This is a genomic window from Anoxybacteroides rupiense (genome assembly GCF_014196195.1).
GTDB classification, from domain to species: Bacteria; Bacillota; Bacilli; order Bacillales; family Anoxybacillaceae; genus Anoxybacteroides; species Anoxybacteroides rupiense.
This window is the reverse complement of sequence record NZ_JACIDF010000008.1, coordinates 157,794-177,555: the sequence shown is the minus strand read 5'-3', so window position 1 is coordinate 177,555 and position 19,762 is coordinate 157,794. Positions and strand designations below refer to the sequence as shown.

The following is a 19,762-nucleotide window of genomic DNA, read 5'->3' as shown; positions in this document are numbered from 1 at the left end:
GTTTATGAATTGCTCTCACAGCACATCGTTCGAATCTTTATGGCACATTTGCATAACGAAGATAAGTCTAGAAAATGGTCTTTGACTGTCGACTTTCTAGAAAGTGATAGTTAAATTTTTAAAGCGATATAGAGACAATGTGAGTGAACCGAATCAAGAGAAAGAGGGATAGCCATGTCTGAATATTTATTAAGGATGGAGCATATAAGTAAAACCTTTCATGGAATGAAAGCGCTTGATCATGTAAGACTAGAAGTTAAAAGAGGAGAAATCCATGCTTTAATTGGTGAAAATGGTGCTGGAAAATCAACATTAATCAAAATATTAGCTGGGGTCTATCAGCCGGATTTTGGAGCTGAATTTTATTTTGAGGGTAAGAAAGTAGAGATCAAAAAGCCGATTGACGCCGTCTTGAAGGGCATTTCCATTATATATCAAGATTTGAGTCTATTTCCTAATCTTTCAGTAGCTGAAAATATCTGTATAGGAAAGGATGTTTATAATAAATCATGGAAAAGAGTCAATTGGAACGAAATAAAAAAAATAGCTCAAAAAGTATTAAACGAGCTTGATTTTCAAATTGATTTATATACACCCGTCGAAAAGCTAAGCATTGCTCAACAACAGTTGATTGAAATTGCAAGGGCTTTAGCATTTGATTCTAAACTCATTGTCATGGATGAGCCTACTGCTTCCTTATCTTCTAGTGAAGTAGAGAAACTTTATCATATTATCGATAGGCTTAAACAAAAGGGAATATCTGTCATTTTTGTAAGTCACAAATTAAAAGAACTGTTCACGGTTTCTGATCGATTTACTGTTTTACGCGACGGAAAATACGTAGGAACCTATTTAAAAGAAGAGATGGATGAAGAGAAGCTTATTACTTTAATGGTTGGGCGCAAGGTCCAGTATGAAAGAAGTCAAGCTGTTAACCATAAGATCGGAAATGTAATATTAGAAGTTAGAAATTTATCAAAAGAAGGGAATTTTAAGGACATCTCTTTTCAGTTAAAAGAAGGAGAGGTATTGGGGATTACTGGATTAGTAGGTTCGGGAAGAACGGAACTTGCTCAGGCTATATTTGGGGTTAATAATCCCTATAAAGGCGAAGTGAAAATTCAGGGGGAGGCGGTATTCATCTCGTCACCTGAAAAAGCTGTGAAAAATGGGATTGCTTATATTCCTGAAAATAGAAAGATACAAGGGTTAATTTTAGAACAATCAGTGATAAACAATATTTCTATCTCTATTTTGAAAGCGCTTCGAACTAAGCTGGGCCTCATTCAGCGAAAAAAAGAAGTTGATTTAGCAGAACGCTATATTCAAGCAATTGACATTAGACCAGCAGCGCCTGAAAGAAAGGTTGGCCAATTATCAGGAGGAAATCAACAGAAAGTAGTCATAAGTAAATGGTTGGCAACGAATCCAAAAATACTGATTATTGATGAACCGACGAGCGGCATTGATATTGGAGCGAAAACAGAAATTCATAAACTTCTTCGTCAACTTGCGTCTGAAGGGATGGGAGTCATTGTTATCTCTTCGGAGCTTCCAGAGATTTTAGCAGTGAGTGATCGTATTTTAGTGATGAAACATGGTCGAATAGCGGGAGAATTAAACATTCAAGAGGCTACACAGGAAAATATCATGAACCTTGCATTGCTCGGAGCTAGCCCGGCAAATCATCATGGAGCTCTTTCAACAGTTACTCAACCAAGCAAGGGGGCGATGATGTGAAAAGTATAATGAAAAAGGAAGCGAGTATAGCGGTTATCATCATCATACTTTCTATCGTCCTATCCTTTATCAATCCTGTTTTTCTAACCATTGATAATATCCTTGATATTCTTAAAGGAAATGTTGTCCTTGGCATATTAGCCATGGGAATGACGTTGGTGATTATTACAGGGGGCATTGATGTATCCGTTGCAGCTGTGACGACAGCCGTTTGCGTAGTGATAGGGAAACTTTTAGTGATGGTTCCTGATCATATAGGGGCGCTATTCTTGTTGTTGGTGATTGCTTGTTTGCTTGGAATAATATTAGGAGGAATTAACGGATTTCTTGTGTCAAAGATCGAAATACCTGCGATTGTAGTGACGCTTGGAACAATGAGTATGATTAACGGAATCGTTTTATATGTTACGAACGGACAGTATTTAAACAGCACAGATTTCCCTAAAGTTTTCTTGAAATTTTCTAATATCAAAATATTGGGTGTTTCAATTTTAATATGGCTGTTTTTTTTGATTGCTATTCTAACTTGGTTCCTTTTAAAACACACTGTGATGGGTCGGGAAATTTTAGCGATTGGCGGAAATAAAGAATCAGCACTTAGAGTAGGAATTAATTTCAATAAGGTTCAAATTTTCGTTTTTGCTTATATGGGATTTTTGGCGGGAATCGCCGCTATTGCGCAAATTTCCTACACTAAGGCTGTAGATCCTAATGGATTGTCTGGGTTAGAACTATCTGTGATTGCGGCTGTAGTACTTGGTGGAACGAATATTATGGGAGGGAGAGGAACGGTTATCGGGACAATATTGGGGGTTCTTTTATTAGGTATCATACAAAATGGACTTATCTTAGCAAGAATTGATATTTTTTGGCAAAAGGTAGTGGTGGGGCTCATTATTTTATTAGCAGTTTCGTATGATCATATTCAATATAAACGAGCTCAAGCCCAATTATCCAGAATAGAAATAGATTCATAAAAAAGGAGGGAATAGGAGTGAAGATAGCGTTATCAAAAGAAAATATACTTGGTTTAATAGCTTTAGCACTTTTTGTCGTCATGACGATTATAGCGCCAGGATTTTTAAGTGCTGAAAATATAAATAACATGATGTTTCAATTGCCGGAATTCGGATTGCTGGCATTGGGAATGATGGTGGTGATAATAACGGGTGGGATTGATCTTTCGATTACCTATACTGCAGCGCTCTCAGGGGTCTCCATTGCTATGATGCAAAGCCATGGCTATCCTATGATGATATCGATTTTGGTTGGGATACTAATCGGCTTAGCTTGCGGATTTATGAACGGCTTTATTGTCACGAGGATAGGAGTTTCCCCCATCTTAGTGACATTAGGAACCATGATTTTGTTTGAGGGGGTGATACTCAGTATAACAAAAGGAAATTCAATCTCGGGTTTTAGCGATTGGTATAATTTGATTGGAAATGGCTACTATTTAGGGCTCATTCCTTTATCTATGATTATTTTTATCTTCTTCGCTGTTGTAACATCCGTTCTTTTAGGAAAAACATATTGGGGGCGATGTGTGTACATGATAGGAAGTAATTCTGTAGCTTCTCTCTTTTCAGGAATCAACACGAGTCGAGTGATTTTAAAAGTATATCTGTATGCCTCATTTTTAGCTGCTATATCTGCTATTATTATGACTTCCAGATATAACACCGCCAAAGTGGATTTAGGTTCTTCTTACCTTTTGCAAAGTGTGGCAGCTGCTGTTTTAGGAGGCACGGAAATTCAAGGGGGATACGGGAAGGTGGTTGGAACCGTATATGCGGTTATGATTTTTCAAATCCTTTCAAATGGATTAAATTTGTTAGAAGTTCCGCGCACCATTGTGAACGTGATTATGGGAGCGATTTTAATCGCTGTGCTTGTTATTAATTTTGCTAAAACCAAATTGGGAAACAAGGACAGGATGCAAGTTACTTCTTGAGCACTTTACTGTTGAATCGTTTGCCTAAATAGTATGTGATTAGAAAAGGAGGAGTTTTTAGATGAAGAAATTGAAATTCTTCGTTTCATTGCTGTTTCTCTTTGGCCTTTTAGCAGGCTGTGTTTCGCAAAATTCAGCTACATCGAATAAAAGCGCTAATAATGGCCAAGCAAGTGAAACGAAAAATGATGCTAACGGTAAATTAAAAATTGCTGTTGTTCCAAAGCTGGTTGGTATTCCATATTTTAACGCTGCCGAAAAAGGAGCATTACAAGCTGGAAAGGATTTAGGGGTAGATGTGATTTACACAGGACCAACTGAAGCTGACGCAGCACAGCAGGTGAAAATTATTGAGGATTTAATTAGCCAAAAAGTAGACGTTATTGCAGTGGCGCCAAATGATCCAGCCTCTTTAACTCCGGTGTTAAAAAAGGCAAAAGAACAAGGCATTAAAGTGATAGACTGGGATACACCGGCAGATCAGTCGATTGTTGAATTGTCCATTCATCAAATTGACGATGAAATTTATGGTCGTCATATTGCTAAAACTCTTATTGAAAAGATAGGGACAGATAAAGGAGAAATCGCTATTTTAACAGGAGGTCTTTCTGCCGCTAATTTAAACGCTTGGATTGACGCGGCTAAGAAAGAATTAGAAGAGAATTACCCCGGTATTAAATTGGTGACCGATAAAATTGCCACAGATGAAAAACAGCAGGTGGCATATCAGAAAACTCTTGATTTAATCAAATCCTATCCAAATTTAAAAGGCATTATGGCGTTTTCAACTCCAGCTCCCTTAGGAGCAGCACAAGCGATTCAAGAAAAAGGGTTACAAAATAAAATTACAGTCGTGGGAACAGCTCTACCTAAGGATTCTAAGCCGTTTTTAGAGGACCAATCATTAGATGTTGCAATTTTGTGGGAGCCAAACAAACTTGGATATTTAACAGTTGCATTGGCTAAGGATTTAGTTGAAGGCAAAAAGCCGCAAGACGGACAAAATATTGATAATGTAGGAAAAATTGAGGTCAAAGAGGATGGAAAAACCGTGATTATGGGACCGCCAACAGATTTTACTGCTGAAAATGCCGGCAACTATGATTTCTAATGAATAGAGGGAGGTTGTCTCAAAGCCCTTTTAAGCTGTATTGAGCAACCTCTTTGTTATTAAAGAAAAAAGATGAGTGATAGAAATAATAAAGTTGGAAGTGTATATTTCGAAGACCTATCGTTCTGTTTTCAAAAAAGAAAGCAAGGATGAGGTCACAACTTTGGTTCCTTTAGGATGTACACATCATAAATTCATTTCATAAAAGAAAGAAAAATAAGAATGATTTTTAATGTTGATGATATCTGCTAAAAAATACAATCATAAACAATGCAAGCAAAAATAAAACAAAAGGCGGGGGAATTATGGTAGGAAATTTATGGAATGATAGTGAATTTACAGTGTTGCAAACCGAGCTGGAGAAATTAGTGTATCGCTCTAATCTGCTTGGAGCGGATCGCTCAGTAGCAAACTGGGGCGGAGGCAATACATCAATGAAGGCGATCACGAAAGATTTTCGTGGACGAGAGATGGAAGTAATGTGGGTGAAGGGGAGCGGTTCAGATTTAGCGACAATGAAAGCACAACATTTTACAGGTTTAAGATTAGAAGATATTCGCCCGTTGATGGAACGGGAGGAGATGTCAGATGAAGAAATGGTGGAGTATTTATCACATTGTATGATCAACTCTAAGCATCCTCGGCCATCCATCGAGACCTTGCTGCATGCGTTTTTGCCGTTTAAACATATTGATCATACACATCCAGATGCGATTATTAGTATTTGCTGCGCTGATAATGGCAAAAAGATTGCCGAAGAGATATATGGAGATCGTTTTGTTTGGGTGCCATATGTTCGCCCGGGGTTTACCTTATCGAAAATGATTGCGGAGGGGGTAAGAAGGAATGCAAATGCTGAGCTCGTATTGATGGAAAAGCACGGTCTTGTTACTTGGGGAGAAACGTCGAAAGAATGCTATGAAAAAACCATTTCAATTATCAATGAAGCGGAGCAATATATTCAACGGAGTGTAAACGAAGCGACAGTATTTGGAGGTCCAAAACATAAAGCATTAACAGAAGATGAACGTAAAGCGATTTTAGCTCAAGTAATGCCGATCATTCGTAGGCTTGTAAGTCATTCAAACCGCATGATCGTGTCATACGATGATACAGATCAAGTCTTACAGTTTGTGAATAGCTACGAAGCTCCTGTGCTTTCACAAATTGGCGCAGCTTGCCCTGATCATTTGGTACATACAAAGCGTGTACCTTTATATATTGACTGGGATCCGCAAACAGGTAATGTACAGGAGCTAATCGAAAAAATCAAGGAAGGGATTTCCAGTTTTAAAAAGGAATATGAAGCTTATTTTGAAAGAAATCGCACGGAAGGAGATAAAATGTTTGAACCGGTCCCTCGAGTGATTTTAATTCCTGGTATCGGTATGGTGAATACCGGAAAAAGCTTAGCGATGGCGAAGGTAAGTGGAGCGTTGTATCATCGAGCGATTGCTGTGATGAAAGGAGCTACATCATTAGGGAGATTTGTTTCGTTGAATGAACAAGAATCTTATCAGGTGGAGTATTGGCCATTGGAGCTATACAAACTAACTCTTGCTCCTCCTGAAGCAGAATTTTCGCGGAAGGTTGCGTTTGTGACAGGAGGAGCGGGGGGAATCGGCAGCGAAACGTGCCGCCGTTTTGCTTTAGAAGGAGCCCATGTAGTGGTGGCTGATCTTAATATAGAGGGAGCGGCGAGGGTAGCGACTGAAATTAATAAAGAGCATGGAGAAGGAAGAGCGATTGCGGTACGAATGGACGTGACAAAAGAAGAAGAGGTAAGGCTGGCATTTGAAGAAGCGGCACGGACTTACGGAGGAATCGATATTATTGTCAATAATGCTGGATTGGCTACATCAAGCCCATTTGATGAAACAACACTACAGGAGTGGAATTTGAATATCAATGTATTGGCAACAGGTTATTTTCTTGTGGCGCGTGAAGCGTTTAGACAAATGAAGAAACAAGGCCTTGGCGGCAGCATGGTGTTTGTTGGCTCTAAAAATTCGGTTTATGCAGGGAAAAATGCGGCCGCGTACAGTGCTGCTAAAGCGTTAGAAATGCATTTGGCGAGATGCATTGCGGCGGAGGGGGGAGCATATGGCATTCGAGTCAATTCGGTTCTGCCGGATGCTGTTCTTCAAGGATCAGCGATTTGGAATTCTGCATGGCGGGAAGAACGAGCAAGAGCTTATGGCATTGAACCTGACCAGCTTGAAGACTACTATCGAAAGCGCACAGCATTGTTAGTGAATATATATCCAGAAGATATTGCCGATGCGATCCTCTTTTTTGCTTCTTCAAAAGCGGAAAAAACAACCGGTTGCCTGCTGACTGTTGATGGTGGAGTACCGGCTGCATTCCCGAGATAATCATTGATGTGACGGCGTGAAGGGAGTTCATTCTCTTCACGTATTGATGAGATAAAAAGGAAGCGCTTTCGGAGGAGATTAAAATGGAAAAATGTTGCTTGGCTGTTGATATTGGAGCGTCAAACGGCAAGATGGTGGCGGGATATTTATTGGAAGAAAAATTAATCATAGAAGAAATTTATCGTTTTGAAAACCAGCTTGTACAAAAAGGAGACTATATTTGTTGGGATATTGACCAACTATTTCAGGAAATTAAAAAAGGGCTTCATATTTGTAAAGGTCAAGGAATGAATCCAAAAAGTATTGGAATTGACACATGGGCTGTTGATTTTGTATTGCTGGATGAAGATGATCGGCGCCTAACGGAAGCTGTCGCTTATCGGGATCCGCGTACAATCGGCATGATGGAACAAGTATTTCAGAAGATTTCAAAGGAAGAATTATACGGCAGGACCGGCATTCAATTTCAATCGTTCAATACCATCTATCAGTTGTATGCGCTAAAACAAACAGCACCAGAAATATTGGAACGGACGAAGACATTTTTGATGATTCCGGATTATTTTCATTATCTGTTGACGGGAAAAAAAGTGAATGAATATACAAATGCGACAACCACACAGCTTGTCAATGCTGCTACGAAAACATGGGATAAGGAATTGTTGGAGAAGCTAGGAATCCCAGAGTCTATTTTTCAGACGATCCATACACCTGGAACCGTGTTAGGCAAATTGAGACAAGAGCTAGCTGAAGAAATAGGATTAGACATGAAGGTCATTATGCCAGCCACCCATGATACGGCTTCAGCGGTAATTGCAGTGCCGGAATCACACGATACGATTTATATTAGTTCTGGAACATGGTCGTTAATTGGGGTGGAATTGCAGTTCCCTCTTTGTACAGAGCATGCCTTAAGGTATAACTTTACGAATGAAGGCGGCTTCAACTATCGATTTCGTTTTTTAAAAAATATCATGGGACTTTGGATGCTTCAAGAGATTAAACGAGTGTATCGGCATCAATATTCTTTTGAACAGCTGGTTCAGCTTGCTAAGATAGAAAAAGATTTTCGAGCCATTGTCCATGTCGATGATACGAGATTCTTAAAGCCGATTAACATGGTTGATGAGATTCAGAAATGCTGCTTAGAAACGAATCAACCGGTTCCGCAAACGCCGGGGCAAATAGCGAAATGCGTATTTGATAGCTTAGTTGTCAGTTATCAGCATGCGGTTGCAAAGATCGAAGAAGTGATTGGAATCAAGTTTAAACAAATCAATATTATTGGGGGAGGCTGCCAAAATGAGCTATTGAACCAAATGATAGCTCATGCGACGAGAAAGGAAGTTTACGCTGGGCCGGTGGAAGCAACAGCGATCGGCAATATTGTCGTTCAATTAATGGCACTTGGTGATATCAGTACATTAAATGAAGCGCGCACGATGATTGCTCGTTCTTTTCCGTTAAAAAAGTTTGTACCATATAGAGAAGGAGAGAGGAAATATGGTGAAAGAAAGCTTTGACAGAGCCAAGCAGCAGTATGAAAAATGGGGAATACATGTTGATGAGGTTTTAAAACAATTACAGCGTATAGCGATATCGATTCATTGCTGGCAAGGAGACGATGTTTCGGGATTTGAAGTGAATAGAAGAGAATTATCTGGCGGTATTGATGTAACTGGACATTATCCAGGCAAAGCAGGGACGCCGGAAGAGTTGCGCCAGGATCTTGAGAAAGCTTTATCGCTTATCCCAGGAACACATCGCGTTAATTTGCACGCGATGTATGCCGAGACAAACGGCGAAATGGTGGACAGAGACGAATTAGAGCCACAGCATTTTGACAACTGGGTGTATTGGGCAAAAGAGCGTGGGCTTGGCCTAGACTTTAACCCGACACTTTTTTCTCATGAAAAATTGACGGATGGCCTGACATTATCTCATCCTAATGAAGAAATCAGGCAGTTTTGGATTCGTCATTGTATGGTTTGCCGGAAAATTGGCGAATATTTTGGCAAGCGTCTTGGTACCCCATGTTTAACAAATCTTTGGATCCCAGATGGATACAAAGATATCCCAAGTGACCGTCTGACCCCGCGGCAGCGTCTAAAAGATTCCTTAGATCAAATTTTTAAGGAAACGATCGATGAAGCCTATAATATTGATGCAATAGAAAGCAAGCTATTTGGAATCGGCTCAGAATCGTATGTGGTTGGTTCTCATGAGTTTTATTTAGGGTATGCGCTGCAAAATCATAAAGTATGCTTGCTAGATACAGGCCATTTTCATCCAACAGAGGCTGTTTCTGATAAAATTTCGGCGATGTTACTTTATTTTGATAAGTTAGCTTTGCATGTTTCAAGGCCGGTCCGCTGGGATAGTGATCATGTGGTTATTTTTGATGACGAACTCAAAGAGATTGCGTTGGAGATTGTTCGAAATCAGGCGTTAGATCGGGTAATGATTGGCCTAGACTTTTTTGACGCTAGTATTAATCGGATTGCCGCTTGGGTGATGGGCACACGCAATATGATTAAAGCATTGCTATATGCCATGCTACTGCCACATGACTACTTAAAACAGCTTCAGGAAAAGGGAAACTTTACCGAACGTCTTGCATTGATGGAAGAATTTAAAACATACCCGTTTGGTGTAATTTGGGATGCGTATTGTGACGATAGAGGAGTACCTGTTAGGGAAGAGTGGCTCCAAGAAGTGAAGCGATATGAAGAAGAGGTATTGGCAAATAGATGAAATAGAGCTAGCATTCATAAATCAGGAAGTATAGAAAACAAAGCAGATAGTGTCAGTACTGAAAGGGCAATAAGTTAAGTAAAGCGAGCGGATTCATTGTTTTTTCTTTTAATATGAATTCATTGATATAGGAATATTTTTTCTTGGCACGACTATCATAAGTTTTATAGAAGAAATGCACTTCCTGTAAATTTGGAAGTGCATTTTTCAGATAAGATTATGCTTTTAATGAAAGTGGAGCAACAACTGTAAATGATAAATTTTGTTCTTCGAGCTCCCATTTGGTTTCATGATCAATTTGGTCATCAGTGATAATATGATCCATATCGGCAAGAGAAGCCATATGAACAAAGGTACGGATCCCAAATTTGCTAGAATCAGCCATTAAAATAATTTTGTCGGCGATCTCCATCATTCGTTTTTTTAGAAGTGCTTGCCACTCATTCGATTCACTTAGTCCGTTCGCTAAATGAACGCCTTTACAGGAAAGAAAAACCTTATCGACGTGGTAGGCATCAAGAGATCGTTCTGCTAGGGGACCAACGTACGAAAGCGATTTTGGAAGCAGCATTCCGCCGGTAGAAATGACCTGGATCTTTCCTTTTTTGCTTAATTCCACTGCTACCTTAATCGAATTGGTAATCACCGTTAGAGGGATATCAGGAAGAGTTTTCGCTAAATACCAAGCAGTAGTGCTGGCATCTAAAATGATGCGATCACCACTTTCAATGTGTTTGATCGCTTCTTGAGCGATCGCTTTTTTCTCTTCGACATTTGTAATTTCGCGCTCAGATACATCAATTTCCGTTTCTTCACGAATGCTGATGGCCCCTCCGTGGCTTCGCTTTAACTTATGTTCTTTTTCCAGCTTTTCTAAATCACGACGAATGGTTTCTTCAGTGACAGAAAAGATTTTGCTTAGTTCTGATACGCGAATGCTCAATCGCTCGTTAACAATCTCCACAATTTTTTGTTGTCTTTCGGCTGCTAACATTATAGACTCTCCTCATCATTTCTGTTTTTATATGCCCGTTTTTGTTTGTTTTTCTGTTTTTATCATACCATATTTTTTGTTGTGTGTGAAATTTCAGATATCTTTTGTGTGGATGTTTAATCAACTTTGTTTATAAGATTCATATGGCTGTAATACAACAGGAAATAAACCAAAGTGTTGAATAGAACAGCATCTTAAGAGTGAGGACAGAGGCAAATGTGACCGCTAAATAAAACTGAACAGAATTCGATTGATTAAATTGAACAGTTTTTAACCAGTTAGAAGCGTGCACTTTACATAGAGTGGCGTACATGATAGCCTCTCGTTTCATGCGGCTGATTCTTGTTGTTGCTCGCTTTTTAGGAAATATCTTGTACGCAGAGGCTCCATGTCAAATAGGGATTACGCTGGAATTTCCAGAAAAGTGTTCACTCGTATTTAGCGAAAACTGTTCAATTTTACTTGACGGTTACAGCAAATGAGTAAACAATTTCAAATGATTATTTTCCTCGTATATAGTAGCGACAACATCCATGCAAAAAAATAAAGTCGTCGACCTTCAGTTGTGCAAAAATCCCGGGGATCGACGACATATTTCTAGTAGCCAAAACTCCTACAGCGATCAAGCAAAGAAATTGTTGCTCGAATTTTAAGACAAGCTTATAATAACATTGCATCCATTTTCCAAATGCTGATTTCATCATCATTTTTGGGGTTTGTATCTTAACTATGAGGAATTGAACGTCCATCGTCATTAATTCGTGGTAAACCTCTCCATCCGGGTTTGTATCTTAACTATGAGGAATTGAACGTCGAGAATCGATTCTAATTCGCCATCGGCCATCGATGTTTGTATCTTAACTATAAGGAATTGAACGGCTCAAAAAAATCTCCCACCTCTGCAATCCGGGTGGGAGAGAGTTGTTAAAGGGGGGACTTAAAGGTCGAAATCGTTTGGGTTTTTGCCGATTCGTTTGTTTTGGTTTAGTGAGTGAATCCGTTCCATTTCTTCAGCTGTCAGTTCGAAATCAAAGATTTCGGCATTTTCTTTTATTCGTTGAGGTGTGACGGATTTCGGAATTGTGACCACTTGATTTTGCAAGTCCCAGCGCAGAATAACTTGTGCCGGTGATTTGCCATATTTATTGGCAATGTCGACCAGAATCGGCTCTTCTAGCAAAACGCCGCGCATGAGCGGAGACCATGCTTCCAGCTGAATCTGATGCTTTCGGCAAAAAGCATGAAGCTCTTGTTGTGTCAATCGAGGGTGATATTCCACTTGATTGACCATTGGTTTAATTTCACAGTCGGTCATTAAGTTCTCTAAATGATGAATGTGGAAATTGCTCACGCCAATCGCGCGAACAAATCCCTCTTTATACAGCTTTTCTAAGGCTCTGTATGTTTCTTTATATGTTTCTTTCACTGGCCAATGCACTAAGTATAAATCCACGTATTCAAGCTCAAGTTTGTTTGCGCTTCTTTTAAAGGCTTGGAGTGTTTCTTCATATCCTTGTTCTGTGTTCCACACTTTTGTTGTAATAAACAGCTGCTCACGCGGTATTCCGGATTCTTTGATCGCTTGGCCGACCCCTTCTTCATTTTCATAGAAAGAAGCTGTATCGATGTGGCGATAGCCGATTTCCAGCGCTGTCCGCACTGCTTTGACAACCTCATCGCCGTTTGACACTTTATAAACTCCAAGTCCGAGCCACGGCATTTTTACCCCATTTGATAATAAAGCGCTGTCTGTGATGCTGTTCATGGCAATCCCCCTATCCAAATTTTGTATAAGTTTATTATCTTTGCGTTTGTTTGAAAAAGCAAAACATATGCATCATTCATGGGGTCAATTTTTAGCGCTCTGTTTAAATAGTAGGAAGCAGACATAATACGGCGAAAAAGTGAGCGATTGAACCGGCCAATACAAACAGATGCCAAATGGCGTGATGAAATTTTACCCCTCTCCATACGTAAAAAATAGCGCCAATCGTATACAAAACTCCCCCAGATACGAGAAATAACAGGCCTTCAGAGCTAAGATTGGCCGCCAAGGGCTTCCAAGCAAAGATGATGAGCCAGCCCATTACAATGTAGAGAAGGGTGGAAGTATATAAAAAACGAGTGACAAAAAAGCATTTAAAAACTGTGCCTGCAACCGCAAGCCCCCAGACGATTCCAAACAAAATCCATCCTGTTGTTCCTTTCACGGCCAAAAAAAGAAACGGGGTATAGGTTCCAGCGATGAAAAAGTAAATGGAGGAGTGGTCAAAAATCTGAAATAATTGTTTTCCTTTTCCTTCTGGCAATCCGTGGCTGATGGTGGAGGATAAATATAAGATAAGCATGGTGCTGCCAAATAAGCTAAAGCTAATGACGTGCCACTCATTTCCATAAATAGCGGACATTACAACAAGAATAACGAGTCCGGCGATGCTTAATATCGCTCCAATTCCATGAGTAATCGCATGAACAAATTCCTCTGTTTTTGTAAATGTATGCGTACTAGCCAAACAGTCCATCCCTTTCCATAAAAATATTCTTTTCTATTGTAGCACGAACTGTATGAATGAACCAGTAAAGTCCTTGTATGTTGAAATGGGAAAATGAAAACAGCGTTTAGAGCCATGGTGATGAAAAACAAGCAGAATATTTCTCGAATTTACAACAAGCTATATTCATTAAGATGCAATTGTACCAAAAGGGTTTGAAGCGTTAACGACTCAAAAAAGCCAAATCAAAATTTTAGTTCAGCCGTCTATATAGATACCATTTAACGTTTGCACATATATGTTATTTGTATTGCTTCCCAGCGGTTCAAGGCAAGTCTCTGCGGCTTGCCTTTCTTTCATGCCAGCTTTTTTAGAAACGATAGATCGAAAAGAATGATTCGTTAGCCTTATAACAGACAAGAAACTTTTCGGGCGATAACCGTCTGATGATCGCCAGGAAGAACGACTCTGTCTGGCGCAGCTCTGCTAGTTGCCTTTCATTGGGAAGTAGGGGACTTTGAAAAATAGAAGGAACTGCACTGTATATCGAGAATATATCTAAAAAGGTTCCAGTGTTTTGAGGATAAAATCCTTAATTAGGAAAGGACGTGTTGGAGAGTGTACCATCAGCCGCAAAGCAGCACATGGACAGGAAGGATTGACAGCCGCACGGATCCGCTCAGCTTTCGATTTCATCAGCGTGTGCAGCTAAAAAATATAGATGAACTTGAAAAAATGACAGGTGGAAAAGCATTTGCTTTATTAGGATTTCAATGTGATGAAGGTGTCAAGCGAAATAAGGGGCGCGTCGGAGCTTATTACGGCCCGGTGGAAGTAAAAAAAGCATTGGCTAATTTGCCATGGCATTTTTCTGACGAGACATTCGTTTTCGATGTTGGCAATGTTGGCTGTGAAGATCATCATCTGGAACAAAGTCAACAGCAACTAGGCGAAGCGGTTCAGCATCTCATACAGCATCATATCACTCCGATTATTATTGGGGGAGGTCATGAAACGGCGTACGGGCATTACTTAGGGGTACGCCAAGCGGCTGGAACGGAAAAGAGCATCGGCATCATTAATATAGATGCTCATTTTGATATGCGGCCCTACGATCAGGGAGCGTCATCAGGTACGATGTTTCGCCAAATATTAGATGCAGACCGCCAAGCTGGATATTTATGTCTCGGAATTCAGCCTTTTGGCAATACAGCTACCTTGTTTGAAACCGCTCAGCGGTATGGGTGTGTTTATGTATTAGAGGAACAGGTGACGTGGGAGAGGATCAAAGAAATATATACGACGATTGAACAATTTATCGAAAAATACGATGTCGTGATGCTGACGCTTTGCATGGATGCGATCAGCGCCAGCGCAGCCCCAGGAGTAAGCGCGCCATCTCCATTTGGGTTAGATCCAAAAATCGCCCGTGCTCTGATCCGTCAGATTGTTGCTCATCCAAAAACGACAAGCTTTGATATTTCTGAAGTGAATCCGACTGTCGATGAAAACCGCAAAACGATTACATTAGCCGCCTATTTGTGCGCTGAGGCGCTTGCGGGGTTTGAGCGAAGGAATTCGATAGAAATCGCTCAGAATTACTAGCGATTTTTACCTTATCATTTTCTCAGCCGTGATCCCATGCATTCTTTCCACAGAAATTCCGCTTAGTATTCCGAAGCTGCTGATCATTTGGGTTGAACGGACGGTTCTTACTCTTGTAATCGTCACTCCTATTGCTTATTGGCTTTTATAACCGTACATTTGTGCTGATATCTGTATAGCTTTCTGCCTCCTCCGCAAACAAGGAACGCCAGTGGGCAAATGAACTTACCCACCAAGCGTTCCTTATTTGCGCGGGGCTTAGTCGGCAAGCAAATCGGCTTGCCGACTTCAGCAGAAAAGCGGGATGTTCATTGGATGATAGCAGCAAACAAAGGGTGTCTCTTTTTAGACTATTGACAACCACTTTTATGCTGCACTAGTGGCCTCGCAATTGTGTTTGCTAGGAAAAAAAGGGAGGATGAAAAAGCGGATGCAGCCAAAGTCAAAATGGACTTTGGCTGCGATCATCCTCGTTCCCTTTGTTGTTGCTTCAATAAGTCGCGGATTTCGCTCAACAGCTCCTCTTGTTTGGATAACACAGGCTGTTCTTCTATTTTTTCTTGCTTTTTGCGTTGATGCAGTTTGTTTAATCCTTTTACAAGCAAAAAGATGGAAAAGGCAACAATGAGAAAATCAACGATGGTTTGGATAAACATCCCGTATTTTATATTGGCTTTTCCAAATTGAAATGAGAGGCTGCTAAAATCAAGACCGCCAAGCAGTAAACCGAGCAGCGGCATGACCATATCGTTGACAAGGGAAGAAACGATTTTGTTAAAGGCGCCGCCGATAATCACCCCAATCGCTAAATCAACAATGTTTCCACGCATTGCAAACTCTTTAAATTCTTTCCACATAGATAACACCTCATTTTAACAAGTATAACATATTTATAAAAGATTCTAGGAGGAAATTTATGAATGGGAGAAAGAAGAACGGGGTGATGAGGTAAACGAATAGCAATTTAATATAAAATGACTATTTACATATATTTACACTAACCTATAATAAGATTGTGGAAAATAATTACAAATGATGAAGGTGTATGCCATCTTGTAATCTCCATACAAAGGGATTGTTCCTATGTTGCTGTTTCCATTAATCAATGAAACTACAGGGGGGACATGATGAAAAATAAAAAATGGCTTGCTCTTTTATTCGTTTTCTTGCTGGGAGCTTGTTCGGATAAGGAACCATCAGGGCCTGAAGCTAGAGCAGGAGGCTCAAAAACAAGAGAAACGGTAGTAGATTCAGAGCAGAGCAAACCAACCAGCAAGATGTCCAAAATGGTCATATCACGAACCACAACGAAAACACACAAACGAATCCATCATTGACTCCAGATGAGCTAAAAAAGCAGCTTCAGCTTAGCATGACAAAAGAAGCGGTGGATGCATTATTAAAGGTTCAAGCAGTACGGGTGGTGGATTCTGAGAGGAGCGGCGTCATCATGCGCCGTTACGATATAGGCTTTCCGAAAACGTATCAGTTTCAAGCGACGAAGGGATCAAGCGGGATGGAGCTTGATGAAATCGATGTAGATGGCGTCAAAACATACAATGGGATTGTCGTATTTGCCACTTATGATAACAAAAACGAAGCTCAGCGCTACTCCATCGTTTATCTTGAACAAGGCAAAATCTATCATTATATACACAATCCAGATTATGAAAAGACAGAAATGATTCAATGAAACTTCTCCCGCCTACACTCTATTTGGAGGCAGAAGACTTCTCGGGGGAGATGTTAAAAAAGAAGGAGACGGTTTTGTTGCGTGATTAGCTAGTAGGTTAATAGAGAAGGGATAAAAGTCAATACACGGAACCGGTTTTATCATCTTCAAGCAAGAAAACCCCACTTCAATGCATAAGGTATAAGTGGGGAAGCATTCTATAAAGCGCGTTATTTTCATCCTTCCGCGGCGGCTTTGTTTGATAGATAGAGAGGAAATAGGTCAGCAGATCATAGCTTAGCTCATTTCCTCTTATGTTTCCGTCATGGTGCCGCCATTCACATGTAATACTTGACCTGTGACATAAGAGGAATCATCGGAAGCAAGATAAACGTATGTCGGAGCTAATTCATACGGCTGTCCGGCTCTACGCATCGGTGTATCGGTGCCGAAGGTTTTGACTCTGTCAGCTGAAAAAGAGGAAACGATTAACGGGGTCCAAATGGGGCCGGGTGCCACCGCATTGACGCGTATGCCTTTTTCTACTAGTTGCAGTGCTAACGATCTAGTAAACGATACAACTGCCCCTTTTGTTGACGAATAATCCACTAATGACGGTTCACCTTCATAAGCTGTAACAGAGGCTGTGCTGATAATAGAGCTGCTCGGCCTTAAATAAGGCAAGGCTGCTTGTGTGATGAAAAACATAGGAAAAATATTAGTGCGAAATGTATTTTCTAACTGTTCTTTTGAAATGTTAAGAATACTTCGTTGCGGATATTGCACCCCTTGATTTAAAACGAGAATATGCAGCTTGCCAAAAGCATCGATCGTTTCTTGAACAAGCTGATGGCAAAATCGCTCTTCTCTTAGGTCGCCAGAAAGCAGTAAACAACGCCGCCCGTATTTTTCTATATATTCTTTCGTCTCTTTGGCATCCTCATGCTCATCTAAGTAAGCAATGGCCACATCGGCTCCTTCTTTGGCAAAAGCGATGGCTACCGCTCGCCCGATTCCGCTGTCTCCTCCTGTAATAATGGCCACTTTATTTTGCAGTTTACCGCTTCCTTTATAACCAGGATGATCAAAAATAGGCCGGGGATTCATGATATACTCCAAGCCAGGCTGTTTTGGCTGATGCTGAGGCGGAAACGCGATCGGCTTCTGTTTGCAGACCGTTTCATAACTGTAATATGGATATACGGGAATCATTTCTCTTTCCCTCCTTACCGTTCATCAACACCCATCGTATGCATATGGTTATGAAAAGGTTCATCAGACTGTTGATGAACGTATTTATCGTTGGTCGCTGATCTCGATTGCCCCCGCATGAATTTCTTTTGTTCGCTTCACGTCTCCACTTGGCGCCGTTCCTTGTTTGCCAAGCGTTTTCAAGCCATTCTGATGTTATGGATAAAATCAAAATGGACTTTGTCTATAACCTGTCATGAATAAAACGACTATAACTATAAATGGAAAAAACATCGTGAACTTGGAATCATAGAAGGCTTGCTTTCTCTCCTTGCTACAGCGGTTCTGTTGTTGATGCCCCATTTCTCGCTGATTGGGACTCTGCTGCCATGACGCGGTTTCGTCCCGTTTGCTTGGCCATATAAAGCGCTTTATCGGCATCGTTATAGCATGTGTGAAACGAATGACTGAGCTTGGCGATACCGAAGCTTGCGGTAACTTTGATGGTTTTTCCTTCATATGAAAAAGAATGGGCTTCGATCGTTTGCCGAAGCTGCTCGGCGATTTCTTTGCCAAGCTGTAAGCCGGTTTGGGGAAGCAAAATGATAAATTCCTCCCCGCCAAGGCGGGCAGAAATATCGGTGATCTTCAGCGTAGCTTGAATAATGTCAGAAAGCTCTTTTAAAATTTGATCGCCTGCAGGATGACCAAAGTCATCATTCACCTTTTTAAAGAAATCGATATCTAAAATAATAATGCAAGCTTCTTGGTTGGTCTTCCCATTTTTAATAGCTTCCGTATTAGCTAGCTCGATAAAATGCATCCGATTGAAAAGACCGGTCAGAGCATCGCGAGTAGCTAAAAATTGCAGCGACTCGTTTTTTTCTTCCAGATTCCTTTGTTGCTCTTGGATGACGTGATTTTGCTTCAGCTTAGACAGATGATTTTTCCAAAGGATCAGCGATATGCCTAATCCCATTCCTGTAGCCGTTACGCTGTTAATTCGAATATGGATCAACAATTCGGGTACATGCTGTGTCCATGTAACCATATAAAAAAATAAAAAGAAAGTGGCTGCATAAACGACAACTGCGATGATAGGCGGGATTAAGAAAATCAAACCGACTCCTATGCAGGCTGTTAGTAGAGGGTTGATATTAGTGGTAACAAGCTGGTCACTTACACAAAGCAGAATGCCAAAAAGGAGATTCAAAAAAATAGACATCGTTTGCATCAAGTAAGCTTTCTTCTCTCCTTCTTTTTCTTGCTTTTTTATTTTAAAGGCAATCAAGCTCAAAATCATATTTGCCAACAGCATAGTCAAATGAAGAGTAATAATAGAGTGATACCAGAGGACAACATGCTGAGGACTTGATGGAACATTAAGTCCAAAAAATGCGATGTGCACGATATTTATGGCTCCCATGATCCAACTTAATAAATACATGCGTTGAATATTGATCACACTGGCTGCTTCTAATAACTTCCTATCAAAGCTAATCAGTTGAAAAAATTTGCTTTTTATTTTGTTGTTCACTTAGCATCCCCTCCCTTTGTCTTGGGGTCTTTTTTACTATCAAATTGTTTTATATTCCGGAATGTGCCTGGATGTTCAATGTAAAACAGGTGGCATACTAGGTCAATGATTCGCTTGGCTAGGCTGAACCAATATCATTTTTGATAGATAAGCTTTAGATGCTGGCTGGTCGGATGCCAAGTAGTGAATCATTCATTAGATTAAGATAATAGTACTATTATACCATGTTTTGATGGGGATCGAGGATGGTTTTATGAACAGGATATGAAATTCTTTCATGTGGGCCCAGATGGAAAAAATGACATAAACTAAACCGTTTCATAAAAATGAGCACTTA

The 19,762-nt window shown here is 40.3% G+C and carries 17 protein-coding genes; 11 read left to right on the top strand and 6 right to left on the bottom strand.

The window, feature by feature from the left end; genetic code table 11:
- Window positions 1-174: 174 nt before the first annotated feature.
- The 7 genes from GGQ95_RS13885 to rhaA all read left to right on the top strand — a co-directional run bounded on the left by GGQ95_RS13885 (window position 175) and on the right by rhaA (window position 9,934).
- Window positions 175-1,740: a sugar ABC transporter ATP-binding protein gene (locus GGQ95_RS13885; RefSeq protein ID WP_080862577.1), complete on the top strand. Its 1,566-nt coding sequence runs from the start codon at window positions 175-177 to the stop codon at window positions 1,738-1,740.
- Window positions 1,737-2,717 (top strand): ABC transporter permease, encoded by a 981-nt coding sequence (locus tag GGQ95_RS13880; protein WP_052661035.1) that lies wholly within the window; start codon window positions 1,737-1,739, stop codon window positions 2,715-2,717. Before GGQ95_RS13885 ends, GGQ95_RS13880 begins: the two co-directional genes overlap by 4 nt.
- A gap of 17 nt (window positions 2,718-2,734) precedes the next feature.
- Window positions 2,735-3,694 (top strand): ABC transporter permease, encoded by a 960-nt coding sequence (locus tag GGQ95_RS13875; protein ID WP_080862576.1) that lies wholly within the window; start codon window positions 2,735-2,737, stop codon window positions 3,692-3,694.
- Window positions 3,695-3,755: 61 nt separating this feature from the next.
- Complete coding sequence (locus GGQ95_RS13870) at window positions 3,756-4,805, top strand: autoinducer 2 ABC transporter substrate-binding protein (RefSeq protein ID WP_080862575.1); 1,050 nt, start codon at window positions 3,756-3,758, stop codon at window positions 4,803-4,805.
- 305 nt (window positions 4,806-5,110) lie between these two features.
- Window positions 5,111-7,180, top strand: coding sequence for a bifunctional aldolase/short-chain dehydrogenase (locus GGQ95_RS13865; protein ID WP_080862574.1), 2,070 nt, complete (start codon window positions 5,111-5,113; stop codon window positions 7,178-7,180).
- A gap of 83 nt (window positions 7,181-7,263) precedes the next feature.
- Complete coding sequence (gene rhaB, locus GGQ95_RS13860; RefSeq protein WP_080862573.1) at window positions 7,264-8,703, top strand: rhamnulokinase; 1,440 nt, start codon at window positions 7,264-7,266, stop codon at window positions 8,701-8,703.
- Complete coding sequence (gene rhaA / locus GGQ95_RS13855) at window positions 8,684-9,934, top strand: L-rhamnose isomerase (protein ID WP_183186972.1); 1,251 nt, start codon at window positions 8,684-8,686, stop codon at window positions 9,932-9,934. Before rhaB ends, rhaA begins: the two co-directional genes overlap by 20 nt.
- 217 nt (window positions 9,935-10,151) lie before the next feature.
- Here the strand turns inward: rhaA and GGQ95_RS13850 are convergent, their stop codons facing one another.
- The 3 genes from GGQ95_RS13850 to trhA form a co-directional block, all read right to left on the bottom strand.
- Window positions 10,152-10,928 carry a DeoR/GlpR family DNA-binding transcription regulator gene (locus tag GGQ95_RS13850; protein ID WP_044746358.1) on the bottom strand — a complete coding sequence of 259 codons (777 nt, stop codon included), beginning with the start codon at window positions 10,926-10,928 and terminating at the stop codon, window positions 10,152-10,154.
- Window positions 10,929-11,865: 937 nt separating this feature from the next.
- Window positions 11,866-12,693 carry an aldo/keto reductase gene (locus GGQ95_RS13845; RefSeq protein ID WP_080862571.1) on the bottom strand — a complete coding sequence of 276 codons (828 nt, stop codon included), beginning with the start codon at window positions 12,691-12,693 and terminating at the stop codon, window positions 11,866-11,868.
- A gap of 103 nt (window positions 12,694-12,796) precedes the next feature.
- Window positions 12,797-13,441, bottom strand: a complete 645-nt coding sequence (trhA, locus tag GGQ95_RS13840) for a PAQR family membrane homeostasis protein TrhA (RefSeq protein ID WP_080862570.1) — start codon at window positions 13,439-13,441, stop codon at window positions 12,797-12,799.
- Between the two features lie 597 nt (window positions 13,442-14,038).
- On the opposite strand from trhA, the gene hutG reads away from it, so the two are divergent.
- The gene (gene hutG / locus GGQ95_RS13835; RefSeq protein WP_080862569.1) at window positions 14,039-15,025 is read left to right on the top strand and encodes a formimidoylglutamase; all 987 of its coding nucleotides are present in this window, start codon (window positions 14,039-14,041) and stop codon (window positions 15,023-15,025) included.
- 219 nt (window positions 15,026-15,244) lie between these two features.
- Window positions 15,245-15,382 (top strand): hypothetical protein, encoded by a 138-nt coding sequence (locus GGQ95_RS13830; RefSeq protein ID WP_183186971.1) that lies wholly within the window; start codon window positions 15,245-15,247, stop codon window positions 15,380-15,382.
- A gap of 107 nt (window positions 15,383-15,489) precedes the next feature.
- Here GGQ95_RS13830 and mscL read toward each other — a convergent pair whose 3' ends face one another.
- Window positions 15,490-15,882, bottom strand: coding sequence for a large conductance mechanosensitive channel protein MscL (gene mscL / locus GGQ95_RS13825; protein ID WP_183186970.1), 393 nt, complete (start codon window positions 15,880-15,882; stop codon window positions 15,490-15,492).
- 270 nt (window positions 15,883-16,152) lie between these two features.
- Here mscL and GGQ95_RS13820 point away from each other — a divergent pair, with 270 nt between their 5' ends.
- Together GGQ95_RS13820 and GGQ95_RS13815 are read left to right on the top strand one after the other, a co-directional pair.
- The gene (locus GGQ95_RS13820; protein WP_080862567.1) at window positions 16,153-16,362 is read left to right on the top strand and encodes a hypothetical protein; all 210 of its coding nucleotides are present in this window, start codon (window positions 16,153-16,155) and stop codon (window positions 16,360-16,362) included.
- Entirely contained in the window at window positions 16,359-16,718 is a 360-nt protein-coding gene (locus GGQ95_RS13815; RefSeq protein WP_080862566.1) for a hypothetical protein, read from the top strand. The genes GGQ95_RS13820 and GGQ95_RS13815 overlap by 4 nt, the downstream gene beginning before the upstream one ends.
- A 291-nt stretch (window positions 16,719-17,009) precedes the next feature.
- Here GGQ95_RS13815 and GGQ95_RS13810 read toward each other — a convergent pair whose 3' ends face one another.
- Window positions 17,010-17,909: an SDR family oxidoreductase gene (locus GGQ95_RS13810; protein WP_183186969.1), complete on the bottom strand. Its 900-nt coding sequence runs from the start codon at window positions 17,907-17,909 to the stop codon at window positions 17,010-17,012.
- Window positions 17,910-18,222: 313 nt separating this feature from the next.
- Window positions 18,223-19,425: a GGDEF domain-containing protein gene (locus tag GGQ95_RS18735; protein ID WP_183186968.1), complete on the bottom strand. Its 1,203-nt coding sequence runs from the start codon at window positions 19,423-19,425 to the stop codon at window positions 18,223-18,225.
- Between the last annotated feature and the right edge of the window lie 337 nt (window positions 19,426-19,762).